Raw genomic sequence first — 22,421 nt, 5'->3', positions numbered from 1 at the left:
TACAAGTCCTGTTATTTTACAAAAAATTGCATGGTCGTCCCTTGCTTTAAACGCCGAATATGCAAACCATCGCCAAACAATAATAATAACCGTTGATGAACATTATTAAGCCCAATATGATGTGAGTCTATTTTGCCTTGATATAATTTATCAATCGTCTGTTGATCAATACCCACACCTGTATCGGTAATTGTAATTACAACATTATCCGTGGCTTTTTTAACAGAAATGAATACCTTACCAGTCACACGTGAGGGTTGAATACCATGTAAAATCGCATTTTCAACTAAAGGCTGAATCAATAAACATGGCACACGTGGATGGACATCATCAATATCAAACTCGACCTCAAGTTTAGGTCCAAAACGCGCTTGCTCAATGGCTACATAATCACGTACTTGTTGAATTTCTTCTTGAATATCAATTAACTCTACATCGTGTTCTAAATTATAACGTAAGAAATCGGCTAAATTTGCAATTAACTGCCGCGCGTCATCAGGGCGAATACGAATTAAAGTAGAAATAGCATTAAGTGCATTAAATAAAAAATGCGGATTTATTTTACTTTGTAATGCTGAGAATTCAGCTTTTGAGGCCATTTGCTTTAGCTGCTCAATCCGCGACACTTCCATTTGAGTCGATATAATTTGTGATAACCCGATAGCCATTTCGCGCAATGACATTCGAATATGATCGGGCTGGCAATAGAATATTTTAAGGGTACCGCTAACCTCACCATTTTCCCATAATGGAATAATCAATAATGAGTGAAAGTTATGCACATTAAGATTATTGCTGATGATCTGTTCACCACTATCTACCGCTTGACGCGTCATTTGACTGATTTTATGGTGAGCATCTAAAAATTTTTCTTCTCCACGACCAACATAAGCACGTACATCTTGAGTGTTAGTTATCGCTACTGCATCAGCTTCAGTATAAAACCGAATAATACTGCAAACTTTTTGCAACGCATGACGGTTGTTGATTCGAAAATAAGGCAAGGTCTTGTTAGCAATATCAAGGGCCAATTTCGCTTGTTGCGCTGCTATAAGATCTTTTTCTTCATCAAGATCTTGAACTAATTTAATAATTAACCCGATAGATAACGTACCAACAATCATTGGAAAGCTAATATGTGAAACAATATTATAGGCCTGAGTTTTATTATCAGATAGCATCACGATTAATATCATTGTCAGCATTTCGCAGCACATTCCCGCTAAAATACCTAACTGTGCATAATTTTTTTTAGTACATTTGCAATGGATCCATGTTGCTAATAACCCTGCAAATATACTGGTTATCAAACAAGCGACTGATGTCGGGCCATCAATATCAATTAAATAACGGTGAATGCCTGCAATAATGCCAGCCGGAATACCAACCCATGGTCCAAAAATAATACCACCAGATAGCACTGCAATAATACGAACGTTAACCAGCGAACCATCTACATTTAAACCGGTATAAGTACTAAATACGGCAAATAATATAAATAATGCTGAAATCATCGCAGTTTCAGCAGGCCGCCGATGGGTTTTCTTAACGATAGATTGAAACAATTGTGTACGCGTTAATAAAAATAATGTCATTAGCATTAAGGCTGCACGTTCAAAGACGGCTAATAACATCATAAATTGTTCGCTATACATTGTTTAACCTTAACATGAAGTAAAATTATGAGCCCTCTGAAGTTGTTTTAGCACTTAAAGGCATCAGATACTCAAGAATTATGTTAGTAGTGACAGAGAGATGTTTTAATTAAAATCAAAAATAAACAATTTAATCCTAACAACCCGACTTTATTGATCATTTTTGACACTAGATGCCAAATATATCGGCCCATTACTAGGTTGTTACCGAGAGACTGTTACAATAGTGGTATAAAGTTCAGTAGTGCATGTATAGTTAATGCATCTGAACACTTAACCATAATTACGCTGAGATTGTTTTATGCCTTCACAACTAAGTACTATTTTGCAAAACTCTCAACTAGCAGATCAATTGCTACCTGAATCACAAACTCGCGGCTTTGTTACTGCTATGGCTGCAGCGCCGCACCTTATTGATCCAACAGAATGGTTAGCATTTATGTGGGGTGGTGAAGAATCATCTCCTTTTGAAAACCACGATGATTTAGAAAATTATGCGAAAGCAATCATCGAGATTTGGAACGAAGCGCGTGCCGCTTTATTTGAAAGTACTTGGCAATGGCCTGAAGGCTGTGCTTTAGACGATAGCCAAATTGTTACAGAGGTTACCAGTAACTTCTGCGAGGGTATGCTTCAAGGTTGGCAGTTAGCACGCGATGATTGGGAAACAATTATGCCACCTGAAAGTGAAGACAATGCGCTACTTGGTGGCGTATTACTTTCTTTTAGCTTGTTATTTGATCCTGAAACAGCATTAGAAGCACTTAAAGAACAAAACGCAGACGCATTGGCGCAGTTTGAAGAAATCTTCAACGCGATTCCGGTTATGCTATGTGGCCTAACACAACGTGGGGCACAGCTTGTTGCTGCTCAATAATTATTGAGTTTCAGCAGCAGTAAAAATAAACAAGGCGAATCGATTCTGTTTACTCCGATTAGTATCAGATCGCCTCGCCTTTTATTTTAGTAAGTGATGAGTTACTTACGCATTACCTTTAACTTTTAATTGTAATTCTGCAGCAAAATCTAACATGCGATTTAGTGGGATTAGTGATTTCACTCGAGTGGCTTCATCAACAAAAATTTCATGTTGCTGACCAGCTTCAGCTAGAGCTGTATAAATGGCTTTCAGACCATTCATTGCCATCCACGGGCAATGTGCACAGCTACGGCAAGTCGCACCGGCTCCTGCTGTTGGCGCTTCAATTAATTCTTTATCTGGCACCATTTGTTGCATTTTAAAGAAAATACCTTTATCAGTTGCCACAATTAATTTTTGTTGAGGTAGCGTCGTTGCTGCTTTAATTAATTGACTGGTAGAACCAACAGCATCAGCTAAAGCAACCACACTTGCAGGTGATTCAGGGTGAACTAAAATGGCAGCATCAGGATGGAGGTGCTTCATTTGTTTTAATGCTTGCGCTGAAAACTCATCATGCACAATACATTCACCCTGCCACAATAGCATTTCAGCACCAGTCTGCTTTTGAATATAACCACCAAGGTGGCGATCTGGGCCCCAAATGATTTTGCAGCCTTCACTATCAAGATGATCAATAATTTCTAACGCAATACTTGATGTTACCACCCAATCAGCGCGTGCTTTTACAGCTGCAGAGGTATTAGCATAAACAACCACTGTATGATCAGGATGTTGATCGCAAAATGCTGTAAATGCATCCTCTGGACACCCTAGATCAAGAGAACATTCTGCTTCCAATGTTGGCATTAACACTTTTTTTTCAGGCGTTAATATTTTAGCTGACTCACCCATAAAGCGAACGCCACACACAATCAAGGTTGTTGCAGAGTGTTGGTTACCAAACCGTGCCATTTCAAGTGAATCACCAACAAATCCACCTGTCGCTTCCGCGAGAGCCTGAATTTCAGGATCGGTGTAATAGTGAGCAATTAATACAGCATTATTATCCTGTAGCAATTGTTTAATTTGAGTAATATAAACCTGCTTTTCATTATCCGATAAGACCGCAGGTTTAGGCGGAAATGGGTAGATCATTTCCGATGGATCAAATGCAATATTCATTATTCATTTGCTCGTCAGCATTCCTTACATATTAAGTCATTATACCCGTGAATTTCAAAAATTCACCTTTAACAAACAAATCAGCACTTAATAGCAACAAAACACCAAATATACCACCTAGATATATATGATACCCAGACGGTCTATATAAAAGTGAATTTATCCAATTTTTATTTTAGACATTCTCTGAGAATATCTCAGAAAAAAATTTATTGATTTCAATCACAGTTTTAAGGCTTTTTTTATTAAATAATACTTTATCGCTTTTAAAGCAAAGATTTAACTACCTGTAGAAGAGGTGAGACATTGATGGATGTCTATAACTTTCATCGAAACTAGTCTTTACGGTAAATAATTATAATTTAAGCCGAAAGCCTTTCTCATTTGAGAAAGGCTTTATTTTTAAAGATTAGACTATCTTTATTAACAGCAAAGAAAGTAGTGATAATCTCTTTCGGTAAATGAGTATTACTCAATACCTTTACAATATTTATATTTTGACCAAAAAAAACATGCGTCTCAAGCTCAGTGACAGAGATCGCTCTATCTGGATGTTGAAATATATATTTTATGAATCGATAGTTTCCACTACCATCACGCACTGAGATAACCTTTTTACCGTCGCAAAAAAGTGTTTTGGTTTTATCATCAAAATATAGCTGTTGTTCTCTTTCTAACATTAACGTCAATAGATAAATATAAGCGCCAACACTCACCGCACTAAAAAAAATAGTCATTAAAAATATAGATACATTCATCTTACGGTCCTACTGAGTTTAGTCACATATTTGCTCTAAATTTTTAGCTGTTACCCATTGTTTAAACCGTTGTCTGTCATATTGACATAGTGTTGCGATAGAACCCGTTTGTGCTGTCCAACCATCATTTTTCCATTGCTGAATTTGAGTAAGAACCTCAGCTTCAGAGTGACTCTTGTTTAATGATTGTTCTATAATATTAAACGCATTTTCACCTAACATTTTAACAACATAATCGTCATTGCTTTTTGATTGATAGATAAAAATAGCACTAGTGATCCAGCCCGAAAATGCTAATAAAAGCAACAATACAGATGTTAATTTATTCATAGTAATGATTCCCAATGCTATATATGCAAACGACAAATCGTCACAATTGCGGAATCTGATAGTATTTTTTTGAATTTTTGGCGATCATTATTACAGATCGTAGTGACAGATCCAGTTTGAGCTGTCCAACCATTTTTAAACCAAAACTGTATTTGTTCGATAATTTCTTGATCGGATTTTTTATCTTGTAGAGATTGAGAAACAATATTATAAGCATTGACTGTGATTTTATCGTTAATGAAATCACGATCACTATCCAAATGCATAAACATTAAATAAGCAGCAAATAACCATCCCGATACAGAGATGAACGAGTACCATAATATGTTTTTTTTATTAAGCATAATAACTCCAACTGTCCATAGTATTAAGGTTAAATAAAGTTGTACTATTACTCACCTCAACTAACAAAAACGCATCATATCAAAAAAATAATTTACGCACACAATAGTTAATTATTAATAAATGTGTCAGCTGAATCAATAAGTTTCAATTAACAATGCCCAAATACATAACATAAAAAAACCTGCATAATCGCAGGTTTTTTCTTAAGCAATAATAACCTTAGTGCTTCGATAGATTAGCTAACGCAGACTGCGCTTGTTTGGCGCTAGTGGAGCTAGGGTAATCTTTAACAACTTCAGTATAATAGGACATTGCTTTAACAGTATCATTACCACGCTCAGCAATAACACCTAATTTTAATAAAGCATCGGCACGCTTACTTGAGTCCTTAATGCTTGCGACAACACCAAAATTCTGTGCCGCTTGTGCTAAATCATTTTGTGCAAAATGAAGTTGTCCTAACCAATAGCTCGCATTTGGCTTATACACAGAGTCAGGATAAGTGGTTAAGAAAGATTGGAAAGCTTTTGTTGCTCCCTGATAATCTTTCTTTTTCAAAATCAAGTTAACGGCGTTTTGATAAGCATCATTCTCACTCATATTTTTAGAGTATGCTTCTGTCGGTGCTTTCGTCGCTTCTTTCGCAGTAGGAGCAGCTTTTACGGGCTGACGACTTAATTGATCAACATCATTGTATAACTGACGCTGACGCTCTTTCATTTGCTTGATGTCGTAGCTATTACGTTCTACTTTGCCACGAATATTATCAAGATCAGCTGACATTTGATCTAATTGACGTTGAACCTGTAATTGCGATTGCCCTTGTGCTTCAAGCATACGTTCTAACGTTTGTAAATTAGCGGCTGAAGCAGGAGCGGCGACCACCTGGGTCGCCGCACCAACCAGCAACACTAATGCAAATTGACGCATTATTTTGTTACTGTTCATAATTATTAACCTACATTTTAATTAGTATACAATCACTGCGCGACGATTTTTCGCGTAGTCCGCATCAGTATGTCCAAATAGAAGTGGTTTCTCTTCACCATAACTTACGATAGACATTTGGTTAGCGGGTACACCTAATGCTTGTAAATATTGAGAAACTGCTGTGGCACGGCGCTCACCAAGAGCGATGTTATATTCAGGCGTACCACGTTCATCAGCATGACCTTGAACGACAACCTTAACATTAGGATTGTTACGTAGGTATTCTGCGTGCGCTTCTAGCATTTGTTGGTATTCAGGTTGAATTTCAGAATTATCAAATTTAAAGAATACCGTTTGTTGTTGTTGACGTAGCTTTTGCATTTGCTGTTCATGCAATTGCTGCTCAGTCATGGCACCACTTTGGTCAACAGGTGTAGAGATCGTTGTTTGACTACCACCCACGCCACCAATACCGCCATTTTGATTTTGAGATCCTGCAGAGCTACCGGTACTATCTGTTGAACTACACGCAGCCAATGTCATCATTGGTAACGCAATTGCTAAGCCTTTTAAAATTCGGTTAAGTTGCATCTATTTTTCATCCTTTATCATTCAGTAATACTCATTATTTGAGTATGTTATTGTTCTATAATCCTATTATAGGAATGGACCCCAAGCAGGTGCACGCACACGCTTACTTGTTGACGGTAAACGAGCCTGGAATCGACCATCAATAGATACCAAAGACAATTCATAGCCATTATTTTGGGCTGAACTATAAATAATCATGCTACCGTTAGGCGCAATACTTGGTGATTCAGCTAATTTTGCTTTCGTTAAAATCTGAACCGCACCGCTTTTTATATCTTGTTTAGCAATGTTATAGCCACTATCTGAACGATTCACCATCACTAAAAAACGGCCATCTGGGGTAATTTGCGCCCCCATATTTTGACTACCTTGCCATGTTACACGTTGTGTATCACCAGTGGCTAAATCAAGGTGGTATATTTGTGGACGACCACCACGATCTGAAGTGAAATACATTGATTTACCATCTGGCGTCCAAACTTCTTCGGTATTATTGGCGCGACCATGCGTCACTTGACGAAGCTCTTTCGTGCGCAGATCTTTAATATAGATCTGTAAGCTACCCGTTTTTGATAATACCATCGCTAGCTTTGTACCATCCGGTGAAAATTGTGGAGAACCATTATGTCGAGGGTAATTTGCCACCAGTTCACGGGTACCTTTATATATGTTCAGAATGAAAATTTCAGCCTTACCATTTTCAAAACTAACATACGCTAACTTACTGCCATCAGGAGACCAAGCAGGTGACATTAGCGGTTGCTTCGATTTTAAAACAACACGTTCATTATAACCGTCATAATCAGCAACACGTAACTGGTATGGGAATTGAGAACCTTGATTATCATCAACATAAGCAATACGTGTTAAAAATGCGCCACGCTCTCCGGTTAATTTTTGGTAAATCATATCAGAGATTCTATGCGCATACTGACGCATACGATTTGGCTTAACTACAGCACGATTATTTAGCAGTAAGTAATCATTTGCAGCACCTTGAGAATCACTATTCAACTTACCTTTAACAACGTCAACCAATTGATAATCAATAACATAGTTACCATTTTTATCTTGAGTAATACTGCCAGTTACAACAGCATCAACGCCTAATTTAGTCCACGCGCTATAATTAATTTGGCTCTCATTATAAGGGCGCTGTGGTAACTTATTATTTGCTATTGGACTAAATTTACCGCTACGTTGTAAATCAGACGCTATGACTGCTGAAATATCGGTAGGTAATTTATTTTGACCTTGCCACTCAAAAGGCACTATTCCTATAGGGCGGGCGGAATCAACACCGTCAGTGATGACTAAATCAAGTGCAGCATGTGCAAATTGGCTAACGCTTAGTAAGGCAAAAAATACACCTATCATCCAACGTTTCATCAATCGCTCCTTATGGTTACGAAAACCGTAACTACTGTTACGGCAAAAAATTAAATCAGTATTTAACACGTTCAACTAACAATCTATGGACTAACTGTTAAGTTAATAACCCGTAATTGCTTAACCACATCGGGGTTATCTGGCATCGGAAATTCACTTACTTGTAGCACAGCTGATTTCGCAGCTCGACAAAGCGTGTCATTTCCTGCTAGTTGCGACACATTCAACACTAAACCATTAGCAGATAAACGCAGTGTTAACTGACATTTTTGTCCTTTAAAGCTTTGATCAACTAATAAATTTTGTTGAATCATTTGCTTATATATCGTGCCATAACGAGCAACTTCATCTGCAATATGTTTACCTTTAGCGCCGCCACGCTGTTCATTCTCAGCCTCTAGTCCCGAAAACATATCATTTAGTGCGGCATCTTGTTTAGCTTGAGCTTCTGCTTTAGCTTTAGCGTCTGCTTTAGCCTTAGCGTCTGCTTTAGCCTTCGCCTCTGCTTTAGCCTTCGCCTCTGCTTTAACCTTCGCCTCTGCTTTAGCCTTCGCCTCTGCTTTAGCCTTAGCCTCTGCTTTGGCCTTAGCCTCTGCTTTGGCCTTCGCCTCTGCTTTGGCCTTCGCCTCTGCTTTRGCCTTMGCCTCTGCTTTRGCCTTCGCCTCTGCTTTAGCCTTAGTCTCTGCTTTAGCCTTCGCCTCTGCTTTGGCCTTAGCGTCTGCTTTGGCCTTAGCCTCTGCTTTTACTTTAGCCTCTGCTGCTTGTTGTTGCTGCAATTGACGTTGTTTTTCAGCTTCACGGGTTGCCTTTTCAGCATTTAATTTATCAGCTTGTAATTGTCGTAATCGCTCTGCTTCTGCTTTACGTTGTTTTTCAAGCGCTGCAGTTTGTTGTTCAAGGCGATCTTGACGTGCTTGTTCAGCATCTCTAGCAGCTTGGCGTTGCTGACGAATTTGCTGAGCTTGTTGATTTAACATCGCAGGATCAACCATTGTTGCTTGAATGGTATTTCCAACCGATTGTTTATGTTCAAAGGTAAAATCAGCACCCCATAATAACAACCCAATAAATAGCGCGTGAATCGACACCGATATAATGACAGACTTCGAATAATTACTTTTCTTCATGCCTCAATTTCCGGGTTTATCTAGCGGATCTGTCATCAACCCAACAGATCCCACCCCAGCATGACTCAGTGCATCTAAGGTTTCGACAATATTCGCGTAAGGTGTGCGTCCATCTCCACCAACCATAACCAAGGTTTTTGGATCACTCGCAAGTTCAGCTTTGACTCGACCAATGAGTTCATCAAGGCTTAACCCATGTACCATGTCAGCATTATCAATACTCACCCCTAAATTGCCGTCTTTATCTACTTCGACAATGATTGGTGGAGTATCACTATCTTTATTTAATTGTGCGACAGTTTCAGCCGTTTGCGTTTTAGGTAAATCAACATCGACCCCTTGGTTTACAAACGGCGCCGTCACCATAAAAATAATCAGTAATACCAGCATAACGTCAATGTAAGGGACAACATTAATTTCAGCCGTCATTTTGCGTTTCTTCGGTTGATAAGCCATTGCTTATTACTCCTGATTCGCTGCAAATGCCTGACGGTGTAAAATACTTGAAAACTCTTCCATAAACGTTACATAAGTATGTTCAAGTTTAGTCACTTTATTAGTAAGACGGTTATAAAACATTACTGCAGGGATCGCAGCAAAAAGACCCATTGCCGTTGCCACCAACGCTTCTGCAATACCTGGTGCAACCATCGCTAATGTCGCTTGTTTTACTGCACCAAGAGCAATAAATGCCGTCATAATGCCCCACACTGTACCAAAAAGACCAATATAAGGACTGATTGAACCAACAGTAGCAAGGAAAGGTAAATTAGTTTCTAGTTCATCAACTTCTTTTGACAAAGAGACTCGCATTGCGCGCCCAGTACCTTCCATTACCGCTTCAGGTACTCGACCATTACTATGATGTAAACGTGCAAACTCTTTAAAGCCAGAGTAAAAAATACGTTCAGAACCCGTCAATTCATCTTTACGCTGTTGAACTTCTTGGTATAACTGAGATAAATCAATACCAGACCAAAAACGATCTTCAAATTGAGCGGCATTACGTTCTGCACTATTTAGTACTTGAGAGCGTTTAATGATCATTGCCCAAGAAGCAATCGACATTCCAAGTAAAATAAGCATAACCAGTTTTACCAACAAACTTGCTTGCAAAAAAAGGTCTAAAATGGTTAATTCTGAGTTCACTTAATGTATCTCCGGCTTTAGTTGTACAGGTAAAGCTATTGGTTTCATGATGGTTGGATTAATACAGGCAATTTTCACAATCGCGCGGCAAAATACCACATTATCGTCATTAACAAGTTCTTGATTAAATTCTATTGATGCGCGACGTACATTTTGAATGGTTGTATTAACAACAAGCTGGTCATCTAACTTTGCGCCACGAATAAAATCAATATTCATATTACGCACAACAAAACTCATATTATCAGCAAATAATTGTTGCTGACTTAAGCCTATATAACGCAGTAACTCTGTCCGTGCGCGTTCAAAAAACTTTAAGTAATTAGCGTGGTATACTACGCCACCGACATCAGTATCTTCATAATAAATGGTAATTGGCCATTTAAAAATATCTTGTTCTTTCATTGGATACCCATACCCGTCATACCTATCACGGCGCCAATCATCGCGCTTGGTATACTACTATACCCTAACTCACTGAATGATGGTTACCGCCAAAACACGCAAGAGAGTGCATTTAACCAAAAAATGAAATTTGTCAGTAGGTTCTGACAATCAAATCACAATTCTGTTCAGTTATCATGCATAAAAAACAACATGTTAAATTTGGTTACACTTAACATACAAAAAAAGCCTGTTCCATTACGGCAACAGGCTTTTTAGGTTCTAGAAATTAGCGATTATAAAAAGCGTAATCCTAGAATGTATAATAATACAGGCAGTGCGATATAAGGTGTAAAGAACACCTGAAAATACCACCGACGAGGAACAAAACCCATACCAAACACCATCGCGCTACAGGTTGCCCAAATCATCAGCGGTGCTAATCCGGCACTGAATCCACCAATATCTTCAGCAAATTGTCGAGGCTCCCACATTAATAACCCAGTAACAGTCAATGCCATTACTATTGCTAATAATTTAAGCGGTAGAATACTCAATGGTGCATGAATTAGCTTAACCGCACGATCTATACTACTCACTGTCTTTATCCATATTTTCAGTTGTCTCAAGCCATAATGCATTGACAATACCGAAAGAACAAGCCAGAAGAACACCTAAAATCCAAGCGAAATACCACATAGTTCATCTACTCCTTAGTACAGTGATGTCTTGTTGTCTTCGATATATTTAGTATCAAGACGACCAAACATTTTGTAGTAACACCATGCGGTGTACGCCAAGATTACCGGCACCATTACAAATGCAACAATAGTCATAATGTGTAATGTGTATTCAGATGACGTTGAATCCCAAAGAGTCAAACTCACATTTGGATCTAAGCTTGATGGCATAATGAATGGGAATGTTGCAAAACCAAACGTTAATACCACACCAACAACAGTTAAGCTTGAGAACAAGAACGCAAAACCGCCACGATCAGCACGTGAACACAGTGCAGTCAGAATTGGCATTGCTACTGCTAGAATTGGTGCAATCCACAATACAGGATAGTTGTTGTAATTAATAAACAACGCGCCTACTTGACGAACAACTTCTTTGGTTAATGGATCTGACGCCGCATTAGCTAATACTGGCGATGTCATCACATAGCCATTAATACCTTGAGCAACAAAACCCGCAATAATAAACACTACAGCCATTAATAATGAAGAAATAACGGCAACATTACGTGCACGAGCATGAATCGCGTCGGTTGTTTTCAATTGTAAGAATGCTGCACCTTGAGTGATGATCATCAGTAAACTCACAACACCACACAATAAAGCAAACGGATTTAACAAGCCAAAGAATGAACCTTTGTAGCTAGTGATCATAAATTCATTTACTTCAAATGGTACGCCTTGCATCAGGTTACCAAAAGCAACACCAAAAATTACAGGTGGTATAAAGCTACCAACAAAGATCGCTTTATCCCACAAATCACGCCATTTTGTATCTGTTAACTTAGAGCGGTAATCGAAACCTAATGGACGCAACCATAGCGACGCTAACGTGATGATCATTGCAACATAAAAACCAGAGAATACTGTTGCGTAAACTAATGGCCATGCGGCAAATAATGCACCACCAGCGGTGATCAACCAAACTTGGTTACCATCCCAATGTGGTGCAATTGAGTTAATCATTACTCGACGCTCGTTATCTGTCTTACCAATGATTGGTGACAGCATACCAACGCCCATATCAAAACCATCTGTGATTGCAAAACCGATGCACAATACACCAATTAACACCCACCAGATGACTCGCAAGCTTTCATAATCAAACATTATTCTGTTTCTCCCTGCTTACACTTCAACCTGACGTGAAACCACATCTTGTGCCGTATCTTTTTGTTCAAAGTGATAACGACCTGTCTTCAAGCTACTTGGACCTAAACGCGCAAACTTAAGCATTAGGTACACTTCGGCAATCAAAAACAGCGTGTAAAGTCCAATAATTGCAGCTAACGAGAACCATAATTGTGATGGTTCAAGGCTAGAGGCAGCCATATGTACTGGTAGAATTTCACCAACAGCCCACGGTTGACGGCCATATTCAGCCACAAACCAACCCGCTTCAATTGCAATCCAAGGTAATGGAATACCAAACAGTGCAGCTTTAAGCACCCATTTGTTACCCGTAATTTTATGACGGCAAGATTGCACAAATGCTGCACCAATAATGGCAAACATTAGGAAACCAGCACCAACCATGATACGGAAGCTAAAGAACAATGGCCATACGCGAGGAATGGAGTCATCAACAGCTTGCTGAATTTGTTCTGGTGTCGCATCAACAACTTTATCAGTGTAAGGCTTTAATAACAGCCCGTAACCTAAATCGCCTTTTACTTCATCAAATGCGGCAATGTTAGCTGGTGTCTTATCACCTGCACGCAGTTTTTCAAGTAATCCGTAAGCAACCATACCGTTGCGAATACGCACTTCATGTTGTTTCTTCAGATCACGAATACCCGTTACTTGAGTATCAAGTGAACGTGTTGCAATGATACCCATTAGATATGGAATCTTAATCGCGTAATCTGTTTCCATTGTTTCTTGGTTAGGGAAACCAAATGCTGTGAATGCTGCAGGTGCAGGTTCAGTATGCCATTCAGCTTCAATCGCAGCTAACTTGGTTTTTTGAACATCACCTAATTCATAACCAGATTCATCACCTAGGATCATTACAGAAATAATTGATGCTAAACCAAATGCAGCTGCAATCGCGAATGAACGACGTGCAAAAGCAATATCACGTCCTTTTAATAAGTAGTAAGAACTTACACCAAGGATAAACATCGCACCACATACATAACCTGATGCAACAGTGTGAACGAATTTAACCTGAGCAACAGGGTTAAATACAACGTCCGCAAAGCTCACCATTTCCATACGCATGGTTTCAAAGTTGAAATCCGCGCCTACAGGGTTTTGCATCCAGCCATTGGCAATAAGAATCCATAACGCTGAGAAGTTAGAACCTAACGCTACTAACCATGTCACGACAAGGTGTTGACGTTTTGATAGACGATCCCAGCCAAAAAAGAACATGCCGACTAAAGTGGATTCGAGGAAAAACGCCATCAGTGCTTCGATTGCTAACGGCGCACCGAAAATATCACCAACGTAGTGAGAATAATAAGCCCAGTTTGTACCAAACTGGAATTCCATAGATAGGCCTGTAGCCACACCTAACGCAAAGTTAATCGCGAAAAGCTTACCCCAGAACTTTGTCATGTCCTTGTAGATTTGCTTGCCGGTCATTACATAAACCGACTCCATAATGGCTAATAAGAAAGCCATACCTAGAGTCAATGGAACGAACAAAAAGTGATACATAGCTGTTAAAGCGAACTGTAACCGCGATAGTTCGACGACATCAGTTAACATTGATAACTCCTTTTTTCACCAGGCTGACTGGTGCAGTACTACACAGTGTACCGATTATTGGGTTTAGCCAATCGTAGATAACAAACCGCAATATTGGTGATCTTCCTGATCGCATTTATCATGTTGATAATGGCGTCCATTCTATTGTTGCAGTTTTGTACCAAAAATATTGTTTTACTGTTATTCTACAGCTAATAAAGTCAAGCCTAATATTACAGATATCAGCAATAATCTTCAAAGTATTTATTAATAGTTTTGCTTTGATATTTATCAAATAAAACACCGCATGAAGACACCCAACGCGCCAAACTTGATCTACATCAATAAATATTAAGTTTCTGACTACTCAATGAAAATTTATGTTAATTCTATTTTTAACCTACACTTAATGAATTGACATATCACAACACAATCTATTTTTATTTGATCATAAACAGCATCATTCCAATCATGTTACCACCACGTGAAAGTCACAAAAAAATCATTTATAAACAACGCACTACAATATACCACCACCCTATAGCTTTATCTTAAAAAAGAATTTAAAAACACCATAGTTATTCTGTATTTTTTATTAAAAATAACATTAAAGAATAAAAATCCATTTTATTACATGCTATTACGATAAACCCACCTTATTTTCTATGCCTTTTTAGTCAAAACTGATCTGAGTGATCATTTTGTATTAAATAGATTTTAATAATGAAGAGTATGTTTAAATTAAAGAATGATTTTATAGTAGAAAAATATTCTATTTTAATGCCATTCTATAACCATAATCCGCCACTAACTGCACAATAATGCGACGATCAGCTAGCGCTCAAATAGCACCACGACAATTATTATAATTAATACTCAACATTAATTGTTATTAAATGGTAATCATTGTTATTTTAATTAACATTAATACTGATGAATATATTTTTTATTTCGTTTTGATAATATCGAGATATAAAAAAACGAGATTATAATAATCTCGTTTTTGATGGTTATATTTTATTTAGTCTTATTTTGTTTTGGGTATATCAAGCCCAAAATGCAAATAAGCACGCTGGGTAGCAATACGTCCCCGTGGCGTTCGTTGTAAAAAACCTTGCTGAATTAAATAAGGCTCAAGCACATCTTCAATGGTATCTTTTTCTTCACCAATTGCCGCTGCAAGGTTATCTAAACCAACAGGTCCACCCATAAATTTATCAATAATTGCCATTAATAATTTACGGTCCATATAATCAAAACCGCTGCTATCTACGTCGAGCATATCGAGGGCTTTACTGGCAACATTAGGACAAATATGGCCATCACTTTTTACTTCAGCGTAATCACGTACTCGGCGCAATAGTCGATTTGCAATACGTGGCGTTCCGCGAGCACGCATTGCCATTTCCATTGCACCACCCTCTTCAAGTGATAAACCAAGATAGCTAGCACTACGCGATACAATATCTTTAAGATCGTCGACCTTGTAATACTCTAACCGTTGAGTAATACCAAAACGATCGCGCAATGGCGATGTTAACGATCCCGCACGTGTTGTTGCACCAATTAAGGTAAATGGTGGCAAATCAATTTTAATCGAGCGTGCGGCAGGCCCTTCACCAATCATGATATCTAATTGATAATCTTCCATTGCTGGATAAAGAATTTCTTCAACTTGCGGACTTAAACGGTGTATTTCATCAATGAATAAGACATCGTTCTCTTCAAGGTTAGTCAATAACGCAGCCAAATCACCCGCTTTTTCAAGCACAGGGCCAGAAGTAGTGCGAATACTCACTCCCATTTCATTAGCAACAATATTCGCTAGCGTTGTTTTACCTAGACCTGGAGGACCAAAAATCAATAGATGATCGAGTGCTTCGTTACGACGTCTCGCCGCTTGAATAAATATTTCCATTTGATCACGAACGTGATCTTGACCTTGATAATCATTGAGTAATTTCGGACGAATAGCACGATCAATAATATCATCTTCGCGTGGTGTCTCGAAATTACTGGAAACCAGTCTATCGGCTTCAATCATAATAAATACCTATTACAGGATGTGTCATTACACCATTGAACGAAGTGCATCACGAATAATCGCTTCACTGGTCATGTCTGGTTGAGCGACTTGTGCTACAACTTTTGCTGCAATTTGTGGTTTATACCCTAACGCCACTAACGCACTAACGGCTTCATCTTCAGCTCGTGCTTGCGCTGCTGGATGTTGAATTTCGGCATTAGACGCTGCGGTGTCGAGTGCCGCGGTAAATAGATCACCTTCGCCCCAACCCTTAAGACGATCTTTCATCTCAACCACTAATCGTTCAGCCGTTTTCTTACCTACGCCTGGAATTTTAACCAGTGTGGTAACGTCTTCTAATTCAACACTGCGCACAAATTGACTTGCTGTCATTGCCGATAAAATCGCGAGTCCTAATTTAGGTCCGACACCATTGGCTTTAATAACTTCACGGAACAATTCACGCTCGCTTTTTTTATTAAAGCCATACAATAATTGTGCATCTTCACGCACCACAAAGTGAGTAAAAATAATCGCTTCTTGACCAATTTCTGGCAACTCATAGAAACAACTCATTGGCATTTGTACTTCATAACCAATGCCGCCCACTTCTAGTAGTACTTCTGGTGGCTGTTTTTCAATCACAATTCCGCGTAGTCGGCCAATCACAACATCATCTCTATAATAGGAAGTAAACTGGCACTAGAATAGTAAACTACTGGATCAATATCCAGCCCTTTATGTGTGAACTTTACTAAACCGAGTTAGAAAACGCACAATCTGTGATGTCATAAAATTAAGTCGATAAAAAAAGCAGCGACGGCTGCTTTTTTATAACCACGATAACCAAATCAATTAACGATAACGGCCGCGACGAGCACTGGTGGCTTTACCAGCCATCGCAATTAAGGTTTTATGTGTGTGAGCATGACAAATAGCAATCGCTAATGCATCAGCAGCATCGGCTTGAGGTTTTCCTTCGAGCTTAAGTACTGAGCACACCATATGTTGCACTTGAGCTTTATCTGCCCCCCCGTTACCGACAACGGCTTGCTTTATTAGTCGCGCAGCATATTCACTGACCGGTAAATCGGCATTCACAGCAGCAACAATCGCACTGCCACGTGCTTGACCGAGCTTGATCGCAGAGCTAGCATTTTTGCCCATAAACACTTGTTCAATCGCAAAACAATCAGGTTGAAATTGAGTAATGACCTCAGAAACCCCTGCATAAATCTGTTTTAATCGACCGGGAATATCTGGGCATGAGGTGCGAATACACCCACTACCTAAATATTCAAGTTTACGTCCGACTTGACGAATAACACCATAACCCGTGATCCTTGAACCGGGGTCAATACCTAAAATAATTGACATTTATATTCCGAAGCAAACACTTACTCTAGTGCTGCAGCAACTTCATCTGACATGTCACCATTATGATAAACTTCTTGAACATCATCCAGATCTTCTAACACATCAATTAACCGTAACAGTTTAGGTGCTGTTGTTATGTCCAACTCAGCTTTGGTTGACGGAATTAATGTTACTTCTGCGTTCTCGGCAGTAAAGCCAGCGTTATCTAACGCATCTTTCACAGCGCCAAAATCAGCCGGTGTGGTATAAACATCAATAGAGCCATCATCATTGGTTTCAATGTCGTCTGCGCCAGATTCTAATGCCACTTCCATTACCGCATCTTCATCTAGCCCTGTCGCGTATGAAATAACCCCCTTCTTTTCAAAAAGGTAACTCACACTACCATCAGTTCCTAAATTACCACCCGCTTTAGAAAAGGCATGGCGTACACCAGATACGGTACGATTACGGTTATCAGTCATACACTCAACCATCACCGCGGTACCAGCAGGGCCATAACCTTCATAAATAACTGTTTCTACGCCGTCATCGCCTTCACCCCCCGCACCACGGCTAGCAGCACGGTTAATGGTATCGCGTGTCATATTATTTGATAATGCTTTATCAATCGCAGCACGTAGACGAGGATTATTCTCGGGTTCAGCACCGCCTTCTTTTGCTGCAACGGTAATTTCACGAATTAGCTTAGTGAAAATTTTACCTCGTTTGGCATCTTGCGCGGCCTTGCGGTGTTTAATATTGGCAAACTTACTGTGACCAGCCATGAGTATCTCCTGCTGCTATTAATTAATATCCTCTAAAAAACATAAACTAAATACAGCATGAAAGCGAACAAAAGACTTTTACCAAAACAGTGTTAAATCTAATAGTTATAAAAAAAGCCAATCCCTGTATTAGGTGATTGGCTCATTCTAAGCTGCCCTTTAGATTAAGTAGCAGTTAACAGCATAAGATTACTGTTGATCTTGTTCTTTTTTCTTCGCAATGTTTACAGCAATAGAAAGCTCTTCTAGTGATGCTGGGTTTGCTAGGCTTGGGGCATCAGTCAATAGACATGCTGCTGCTGTTGTTTTAGGGAACGCAATAACATCACGAATGTTATCAGTGCCACAAAGTAGCATTACCAAACGGTCAAGACCAAATGCAAGACCTGCATGTGGTGGTGTACCAAACTGCAGTGCGTCAAGTAAGAAACCAAACTTCAGACGTTGCTCTTCAGTTGAGATACCTAAAATATCAAATACTGTCGATTGCATTGCTGAGTTGTGAATACGTACAGAACCACCGCCCACTTCATAACCATTGATAACCATATCATACGCATTTGATAGCGCAGCTGCAGGGTTAGCTGCAAGTTCTTCAGGGGTTAGGTTCAGTGGTGAAGTAAATGGGTGGTGCATTGCAGACAATGAACCATCTTCATTTTCTTCAAACATTGGGAAATCAACAACCCAAAGTGGTTTCCATGCAGACTTATCAGTTAGTTCTAGATCTTCACCTAGTTTCAGACGAAGTGCGCCCATAGCTTCAGTTACAACACGCTTGCTATCAGCACCAAATAGAATGATATCGCCAGATTCAGCTTGAGTACGCTCAAGAAGATTAGCAACCACTTCTTCGTTTAGGAACTTAGCCACTGGAGATTGAACACCCTCAATACCTGCAGCGCGATCGTTAACCTTCATCCATGCTAAGCCTTTCGCACCGTAAATGCCGACAAACTTAGTGTATTCATCAATTTGTTTACGGCTTAGCGATGCGCCACCAGGTACGCGAATAACAGCAACGCGACCTTTAGGATCATTTGCTGGTGCAGAGAATACTTGGAACTCAACATCTTTAAGAATATCAGCAACATCAACTAACTCTAGTGGGTTACGTAGATCAGGCTTATCAGAGCCGAAACGACGTGCTGCTTCTTCAAATGTCATTACAGGGAATGCGCCAAGGTCTACGTTTAGTAGTTCTTTCCACATATCTGTGATCATTTTTTCAGTTGTCGCACGCACTTGATCTGCTGACATGAAAGATGTTTCGATATCGATTTGAGTAAATTCAGGCTGACGGTCAGCACGTAAATCTTCATCACGGAAACATTTAACGATTTGGTAGTAACGATCAAAACCAGACATCATTAACAGCTGCTTAAATAGCTGTGGTGATTGTGGTAATGCGTAAAATTTACCTTTATGAACACGACTTGGTACTAAGTAGTCGCGCGCACCTTCAGGTGTTGCTTTTGTTAGTACTGGTGTTTCAATATCAAGGAATGCGTTATCATCAAGGAAACGACGAACAAAGCTTGATGCTTTAGCACGTAGCTTGATGCGATCGCTCATTTCTGGACGACGAAGATCTAAATAACGGTATTTAAGGCGTTGCTCTTCTGAGTTCTTTTGGTTGAAATCAAGTGGTAACGCTTCTGAACGGTTGATAATTTCAAGGCCAGTTGCATAAATTTCAACTTCACCCGTTGCCATGTCTTTATTGCATTGGCTTTCAGGACGCTCACGCACTTCACCCGTTAGACGAATACAAAACTCGTTACGTAATTGGTTAGCTAGTCCGAAGATCTCTGTCATATCAGGATCAATAACAACCTGAACCACACCTTCGCGATCACGCATATCAATAAAGATAAGACCGCCCAAATCACGGCGACGGTTAACCCAACCGCATAAATCTACTGTTTGTCCTGCAAGGGACTTATTTAGGTGTCCACAATAATGGGTGCGCATAAGAAATTCCCAATCTATATATTTAGCATGCTTGTGTTTAAGTTACAGTTTACTGTTAACCAAAGCACAACTGGTTCAATCCCGACCGCTTGCTGTCTAATTTACGCATAAAATTGGATAGCAAGCCGGCCAAGAGGCAAAAATAACGAGCTATTATACCCAAACAGCCTCCGTTTGCGAAGTTAACCGCACGTTTATTCGCACGATCTACCACCAATCAAAAATGGAATCCTCAATGATCTTTTTCCAATGACGGTAATTTAAGCTTTTCTTGAACGAATACTTTAAAATTAAATCGTATTGATCTTAACTCCATTGAGGATATTCATGACAAAGGCTATAGCTTGCAGTGCGTTACCATTGCGATTAGGGTTAACTCAGTGGTCACATAATCATTGGATTCAAAGTTTATACGGTAAAGGCTGCAAAAATGGCGACCGTCTGGCGCGTTATGCCGAAATATTTACCACCGTTGAAGGTAATACCACCTTCTATGCCACGCCTAATATGACAACGGTTAAAAAATGGCATGATGCCACCCCTGACCATTTTCGGTTTACCTTTAAACTGCCACAAGCGATTACTCACCAACAACAACTCCGCCATTGTGATCAAGCTGTTGCTGATTTTCTCAATACAATGCACGTTTTAGAAGCTAAAACCGCTATTTGGAAAATTCAATTACCTGCCCAATTTGGTCCTGATGCATTACCAGTATTAGCCCAATTTCTGAATAAATTGCCATCACACCTCACCACAGGGGTTGAAGTTCGTCATCCTGAATTTTTTACCAAAGGCGCCGCCGAAAAAGCGCTTAACCGCTTATTAATTGAAAAAAACAGCAATCGAATTATTATGGATAGTCGACCGCTGTTCTCGGCCCAAGCTACCACTGCAGCAATTATTGAAGCTCAACGCAAAAAGCCTCGCTTACCCGTACATGCGATAGCCACAGCCAATAACCCCGTGATTCGGTTTATCGGTCATCCAAATGATAGCCATAATGATCCTTTCTTTAATAATTGGTTACAGCGTATTCCTTTATGGCTGGCTGAAGGCAAACAACCGTATTTGTTTATTCATTCGCCCGATAACAACCATGCGCCTGAATCTGCAATGCGATTATATCAGCGTTTACAGCAACAACTTGCGTCGACAATCCCCTTGCTTGATTTAGCACAACCGCAACACTTACAACAAAACCAACAAATCGCGCTACTGTAACAACAATCAAACTCAGACCACTCTTTACAATTATTAAAGACAAATGATGCTATTTTCTCTACAATACGCGACCTTTCAAAGGTGATGGATCACCTGATGGCGGCGCTTTAAACCAGCCACTATCGTAGTCCCTGTAGGATCCCTGTTCTTTATATATGATGAGGTTCGTGAGAATGGCAAGCCACGACAATATTTTTGCTACGCCAATTGCAAAGCTCGGCGACTTTACGTTTGATGAACGTGTGGCTGAAGTTTTTCCCGATATGATTCAACGCTCGGTACCGGGTTATAGCAATATTATCTCTGCTATTGGTATGCTCGCTGAACGCTTTGCCAAACCACATTCAAAAGTGTTCGATCTTGGCTGTTCACTGGGTGCTGCCACGTTATCAATGCGTCGTCATATTCACCAAGAAGGCTGTGAAATTATTGCCATTGATAATTCAGCGGCGATGGTTGAACGGTGCCGATTATTAGTTAATGCTTACCGTTCTGAAACGCCAGTACAGGTAATTGAAGCTGATATTCGTCAGGTTGATATTCAAGACGCTTCTGTCGTCGTGCTTAACTTTACTCTCCAATTTCTATCTCCCGATGATCGGCTTGCATTATTAGAGAAAATCTATGCCGGCCTTCGCCCTGGTGGCATTTTGATCTTATCGGAAAAATACATTTTTGATGATGAACGAGCCAATGAACTGCTAATCGATCTTCATCACGACTTTAAACGAGCCAATGGCTATAGCGAATTAGAAATCAGTCAAAAACGCAGCGCAATTGAAAATGTAATGCGTCCAGATAGCATTGAAACCCATAAACAACGTTTCAATGATATTGGTTTTTCTAGCTCTGAAGTGTGGTTCCAATGCTTCAACTTTGGCTCAATGTTTGCGATTAAATAAGGTTTACAGTTCCAA

24 protein-coding genes are annotated in these 22,421 nt (G+C 39.5%); 3 read left to right on the top strand and 21 right to left on the bottom strand.

What is annotated here, in order from left to right; genetic code table 11:
* Nucleotides 1-11 precede the first annotated feature (11 nt).
* Nucleotides 12-1,655: a LytS/YhcK type 5TM receptor domain-containing protein gene (locus G6R09_RS07500; RefSeq protein WP_240345708.1), complete on the bottom strand. Its 1,644-nt coding sequence runs from the start codon at nucleotides 1,653-1,655 to the stop codon at nucleotides 12-14.
* A 301-nt stretch (nucleotides 1,656-1,956) separates the two neighbouring features.
* Here G6R09_RS07500 and G6R09_RS07495 point away from each other — a divergent pair, with 301 nt between their 5' ends.
* Complete coding sequence (locus G6R09_RS07495) at nucleotides 1,957-2,532, top strand: UPF0149 family protein (protein ID WP_163921498.1); 576 nt, start codon at nucleotides 1,957-1,959, stop codon at nucleotides 2,530-2,532.
* Between the two features lie 105 nt (nucleotides 2,533-2,637).
* On the opposite strand, the gene nadA is transcribed toward G6R09_RS07495, so the two are convergent.
* The 20 genes from nadA to aspS all read right to left on the bottom strand — a co-directional run bounded on the left by nadA (nucleotide 2,638) and on the right by aspS (nucleotide 20,280).
* Nucleotides 2,638-3,699, bottom strand: a complete 1,062-nt coding sequence (gene nadA, locus G6R09_RS07490; protein WP_163921497.1) for a quinolinate synthase NadA — start codon at nucleotides 3,697-3,699, stop codon at nucleotides 2,638-2,640.
* A gap of 380 nt (nucleotides 3,700-4,079) precedes the next feature.
* On the bottom strand, nucleotides 4,080-4,457 hold the full coding sequence (locus tag G6R09_RS07485; RefSeq protein WP_163921494.1) for a hypothetical protein: 378 nt from the start codon (nucleotides 4,455-4,457) through the stop codon (nucleotides 4,080-4,082).
* 18 nt (nucleotides 4,458-4,475) lie between these two features.
* The gene (locus tag G6R09_RS07480; RefSeq protein ID WP_065166305.1) at nucleotides 4,476-4,787 is read right to left on the bottom strand and encodes a hypothetical protein; all 312 of its coding nucleotides are present in this window, start codon (nucleotides 4,785-4,787) and stop codon (nucleotides 4,476-4,478) included.
* Between the two features lie 17 nt (nucleotides 4,788-4,804).
* Nucleotides 4,805-5,131: a hypothetical protein gene (locus tag G6R09_RS07475; protein ID WP_065166306.1), complete on the bottom strand. Its 327-nt coding sequence runs from the start codon at nucleotides 5,129-5,131 to the stop codon at nucleotides 4,805-4,807.
* A gap of 220 nt (nucleotides 5,132-5,351) precedes the next feature.
* Nucleotides 5,352-6,080: a tol-pal system protein YbgF gene (gene ybgF / locus G6R09_RS07470; protein ID WP_163921492.1), complete on the bottom strand. Its 729-nt coding sequence runs from the start codon at nucleotides 6,078-6,080 to the stop codon at nucleotides 5,352-5,354.
* A 21-nt stretch (nucleotides 6,081-6,101) separates the two neighbouring features.
* Nucleotides 6,102-6,653 (bottom strand): peptidoglycan-associated lipoprotein Pal, encoded by a 552-nt coding sequence (gene pal / locus G6R09_RS07465; RefSeq protein WP_163921489.1) that lies wholly within the window; start codon nucleotides 6,651-6,653, stop codon nucleotides 6,102-6,104.
* A 66-nt stretch (nucleotides 6,654-6,719) separates the two neighbouring features.
* Nucleotides 6,720-8,042, bottom strand: coding sequence for a Tol-Pal system beta propeller repeat protein TolB (gene tolB / locus G6R09_RS07460; RefSeq protein ID WP_163921486.1), 1,323 nt, complete (start codon nucleotides 8,040-8,042; stop codon nucleotides 6,720-6,722).
* Between the two features lie 83 nt (nucleotides 8,043-8,125).
* Nucleotides 8,126-9,169, bottom strand: coding sequence for a cell envelope integrity protein TolA (gene tolA, locus G6R09_RS07455; RefSeq protein WP_163921483.1), 1,044 nt, complete (start codon nucleotides 9,167-9,169; stop codon nucleotides 8,126-8,128).
* A 3-nt stretch (nucleotides 9,170-9,172) separates the two neighbouring features.
* Nucleotides 9,173-9,625: a protein TolR gene (gene tolR / locus G6R09_RS07450; protein ID WP_065166310.1), complete on the bottom strand. Its 453-nt coding sequence runs from the start codon at nucleotides 9,623-9,625 to the stop codon at nucleotides 9,173-9,175.
* Nucleotides 9,626-9,631: 6 nt separating this feature from the next.
* Complete coding sequence (gene tolQ, locus G6R09_RS07445; RefSeq protein ID WP_065166311.1) at nucleotides 9,632-10,318, bottom strand: protein TolQ; 687 nt, start codon at nucleotides 10,316-10,318, stop codon at nucleotides 9,632-9,634.
* A complete protein-coding gene (ybgC, locus tag G6R09_RS07440; protein WP_065166312.1) occupies nucleotides 10,319-10,723 on the bottom strand; it encodes a tol-pal system-associated acyl-CoA thioesterase in 405 nt (134 codons plus the stop codon).
* Between the two features lie 275 nt (nucleotides 10,724-10,998).
* Nucleotides 10,999-11,301, bottom strand: a complete 303-nt coding sequence (locus tag G6R09_RS07435) for a cyd operon YbgE family protein (RefSeq protein ID WP_065166313.1) — start codon at nucleotides 11,299-11,301, stop codon at nucleotides 10,999-11,001.
* Nucleotides 11,294-11,401 (bottom strand): cytochrome bd-I oxidase subunit CydX, encoded by a 108-nt coding sequence (gene cydX / locus G6R09_RS07430; RefSeq protein ID WP_036795409.1) that lies wholly within the window; start codon nucleotides 11,399-11,401, stop codon nucleotides 11,294-11,296. The genes G6R09_RS07435 and cydX overlap by 8 nt, the downstream gene beginning before the upstream one ends.
* A gap of 14 nt (nucleotides 11,402-11,415) precedes the next feature.
* Nucleotides 11,416-12,552, bottom strand: a complete 1,137-nt coding sequence (gene cydB, locus G6R09_RS07425) for a cytochrome d ubiquinol oxidase subunit II (RefSeq protein WP_065166314.1) — start codon at nucleotides 12,550-12,552, stop codon at nucleotides 11,416-11,418.
* Nucleotides 12,553-12,570: 18 nt separating this feature from the next.
* Nucleotides 12,571-14,157, bottom strand: coding sequence for a cytochrome ubiquinol oxidase subunit I (gene cydA, locus G6R09_RS07420; RefSeq protein ID WP_065166315.1), 1,587 nt, complete (start codon nucleotides 14,155-14,157; stop codon nucleotides 12,571-12,573).
* A 1,006-nt stretch (nucleotides 14,158-15,163) separates the two neighbouring features.
* A complete protein-coding gene (gene ruvB, locus G6R09_RS07415; RefSeq protein WP_065166316.1) occupies nucleotides 15,164-16,180 on the bottom strand; it encodes a Holliday junction branch migration DNA helicase RuvB in 1,017 nt (338 codons plus the stop codon).
* A gap of 27 nt (nucleotides 16,181-16,207) precedes the next feature.
* On the bottom strand, nucleotides 16,208-16,831 hold the full coding sequence (gene ruvA, locus G6R09_RS07410; protein WP_060996665.1) for a Holliday junction branch migration protein RuvA: 624 nt from the start codon (nucleotides 16,829-16,831) through the stop codon (nucleotides 16,208-16,210).
* Nucleotides 16,832-17,017: 186 nt separating this feature from the next.
* A complete protein-coding gene (gene ruvC, locus G6R09_RS07405) occupies nucleotides 17,018-17,539 on the bottom strand; it encodes a crossover junction endodeoxyribonuclease RuvC (protein ID WP_060996666.1) in 522 nt (173 codons plus the stop codon).
* Between the two features lie 20 nt (nucleotides 17,540-17,559).
* A complete protein-coding gene (locus G6R09_RS07400) occupies nucleotides 17,560-18,306 on the bottom strand; it encodes a YebC/PmpR family DNA-binding transcriptional regulator (protein ID WP_065166317.1) in 747 nt (248 codons plus the stop codon).
* A gap of 189 nt (nucleotides 18,307-18,495) precedes the next feature.
* Nucleotides 18,496-20,280 carry an aspartate--tRNA ligase gene (gene aspS, locus G6R09_RS07395; RefSeq protein ID WP_163921480.1) on the bottom strand — a complete coding sequence of 595 codons (1,785 nt, stop codon included), beginning with the start codon at nucleotides 20,278-20,280 and terminating at the stop codon, nucleotides 18,496-18,498.
* A gap of 327 nt (nucleotides 20,281-20,607) precedes the next feature.
* Here aspS and G6R09_RS07390 point away from each other — a divergent pair, with 327 nt between their 5' ends.
* Nucleotides 20,608-21,504 (top strand): DUF72 domain-containing protein, encoded by an 897-nt coding sequence (locus G6R09_RS07390; RefSeq protein ID WP_163921477.1) that lies wholly within the window; start codon nucleotides 20,608-20,610, stop codon nucleotides 21,502-21,504.
* 173 nt (nucleotides 21,505-21,677) lie between these two features.
* The gene (gene cmoA / locus G6R09_RS07385; protein ID WP_065166320.1) at nucleotides 21,678-22,406 is read left to right on the top strand and encodes a carboxy-S-adenosyl-L-methionine synthase CmoA; all 729 of its coding nucleotides are present in this window, start codon (nucleotides 21,678-21,680) and stop codon (nucleotides 22,404-22,406) included.
* Nucleotides 22,407-22,421 lie beyond the last annotated feature (15 nt).

The sequence above is a fragment of the Photobacterium sp. Alg240-V54 genome, from assembly GCF_900537155.1.
GTDB lineage: Bacteria > Pseudomonadota > Gammaproteobacteria > Enterobacterales > Vibrionaceae > Photobacterium.
This window is presented reverse-complemented; position numbering and strand designations above follow the sequence as displayed.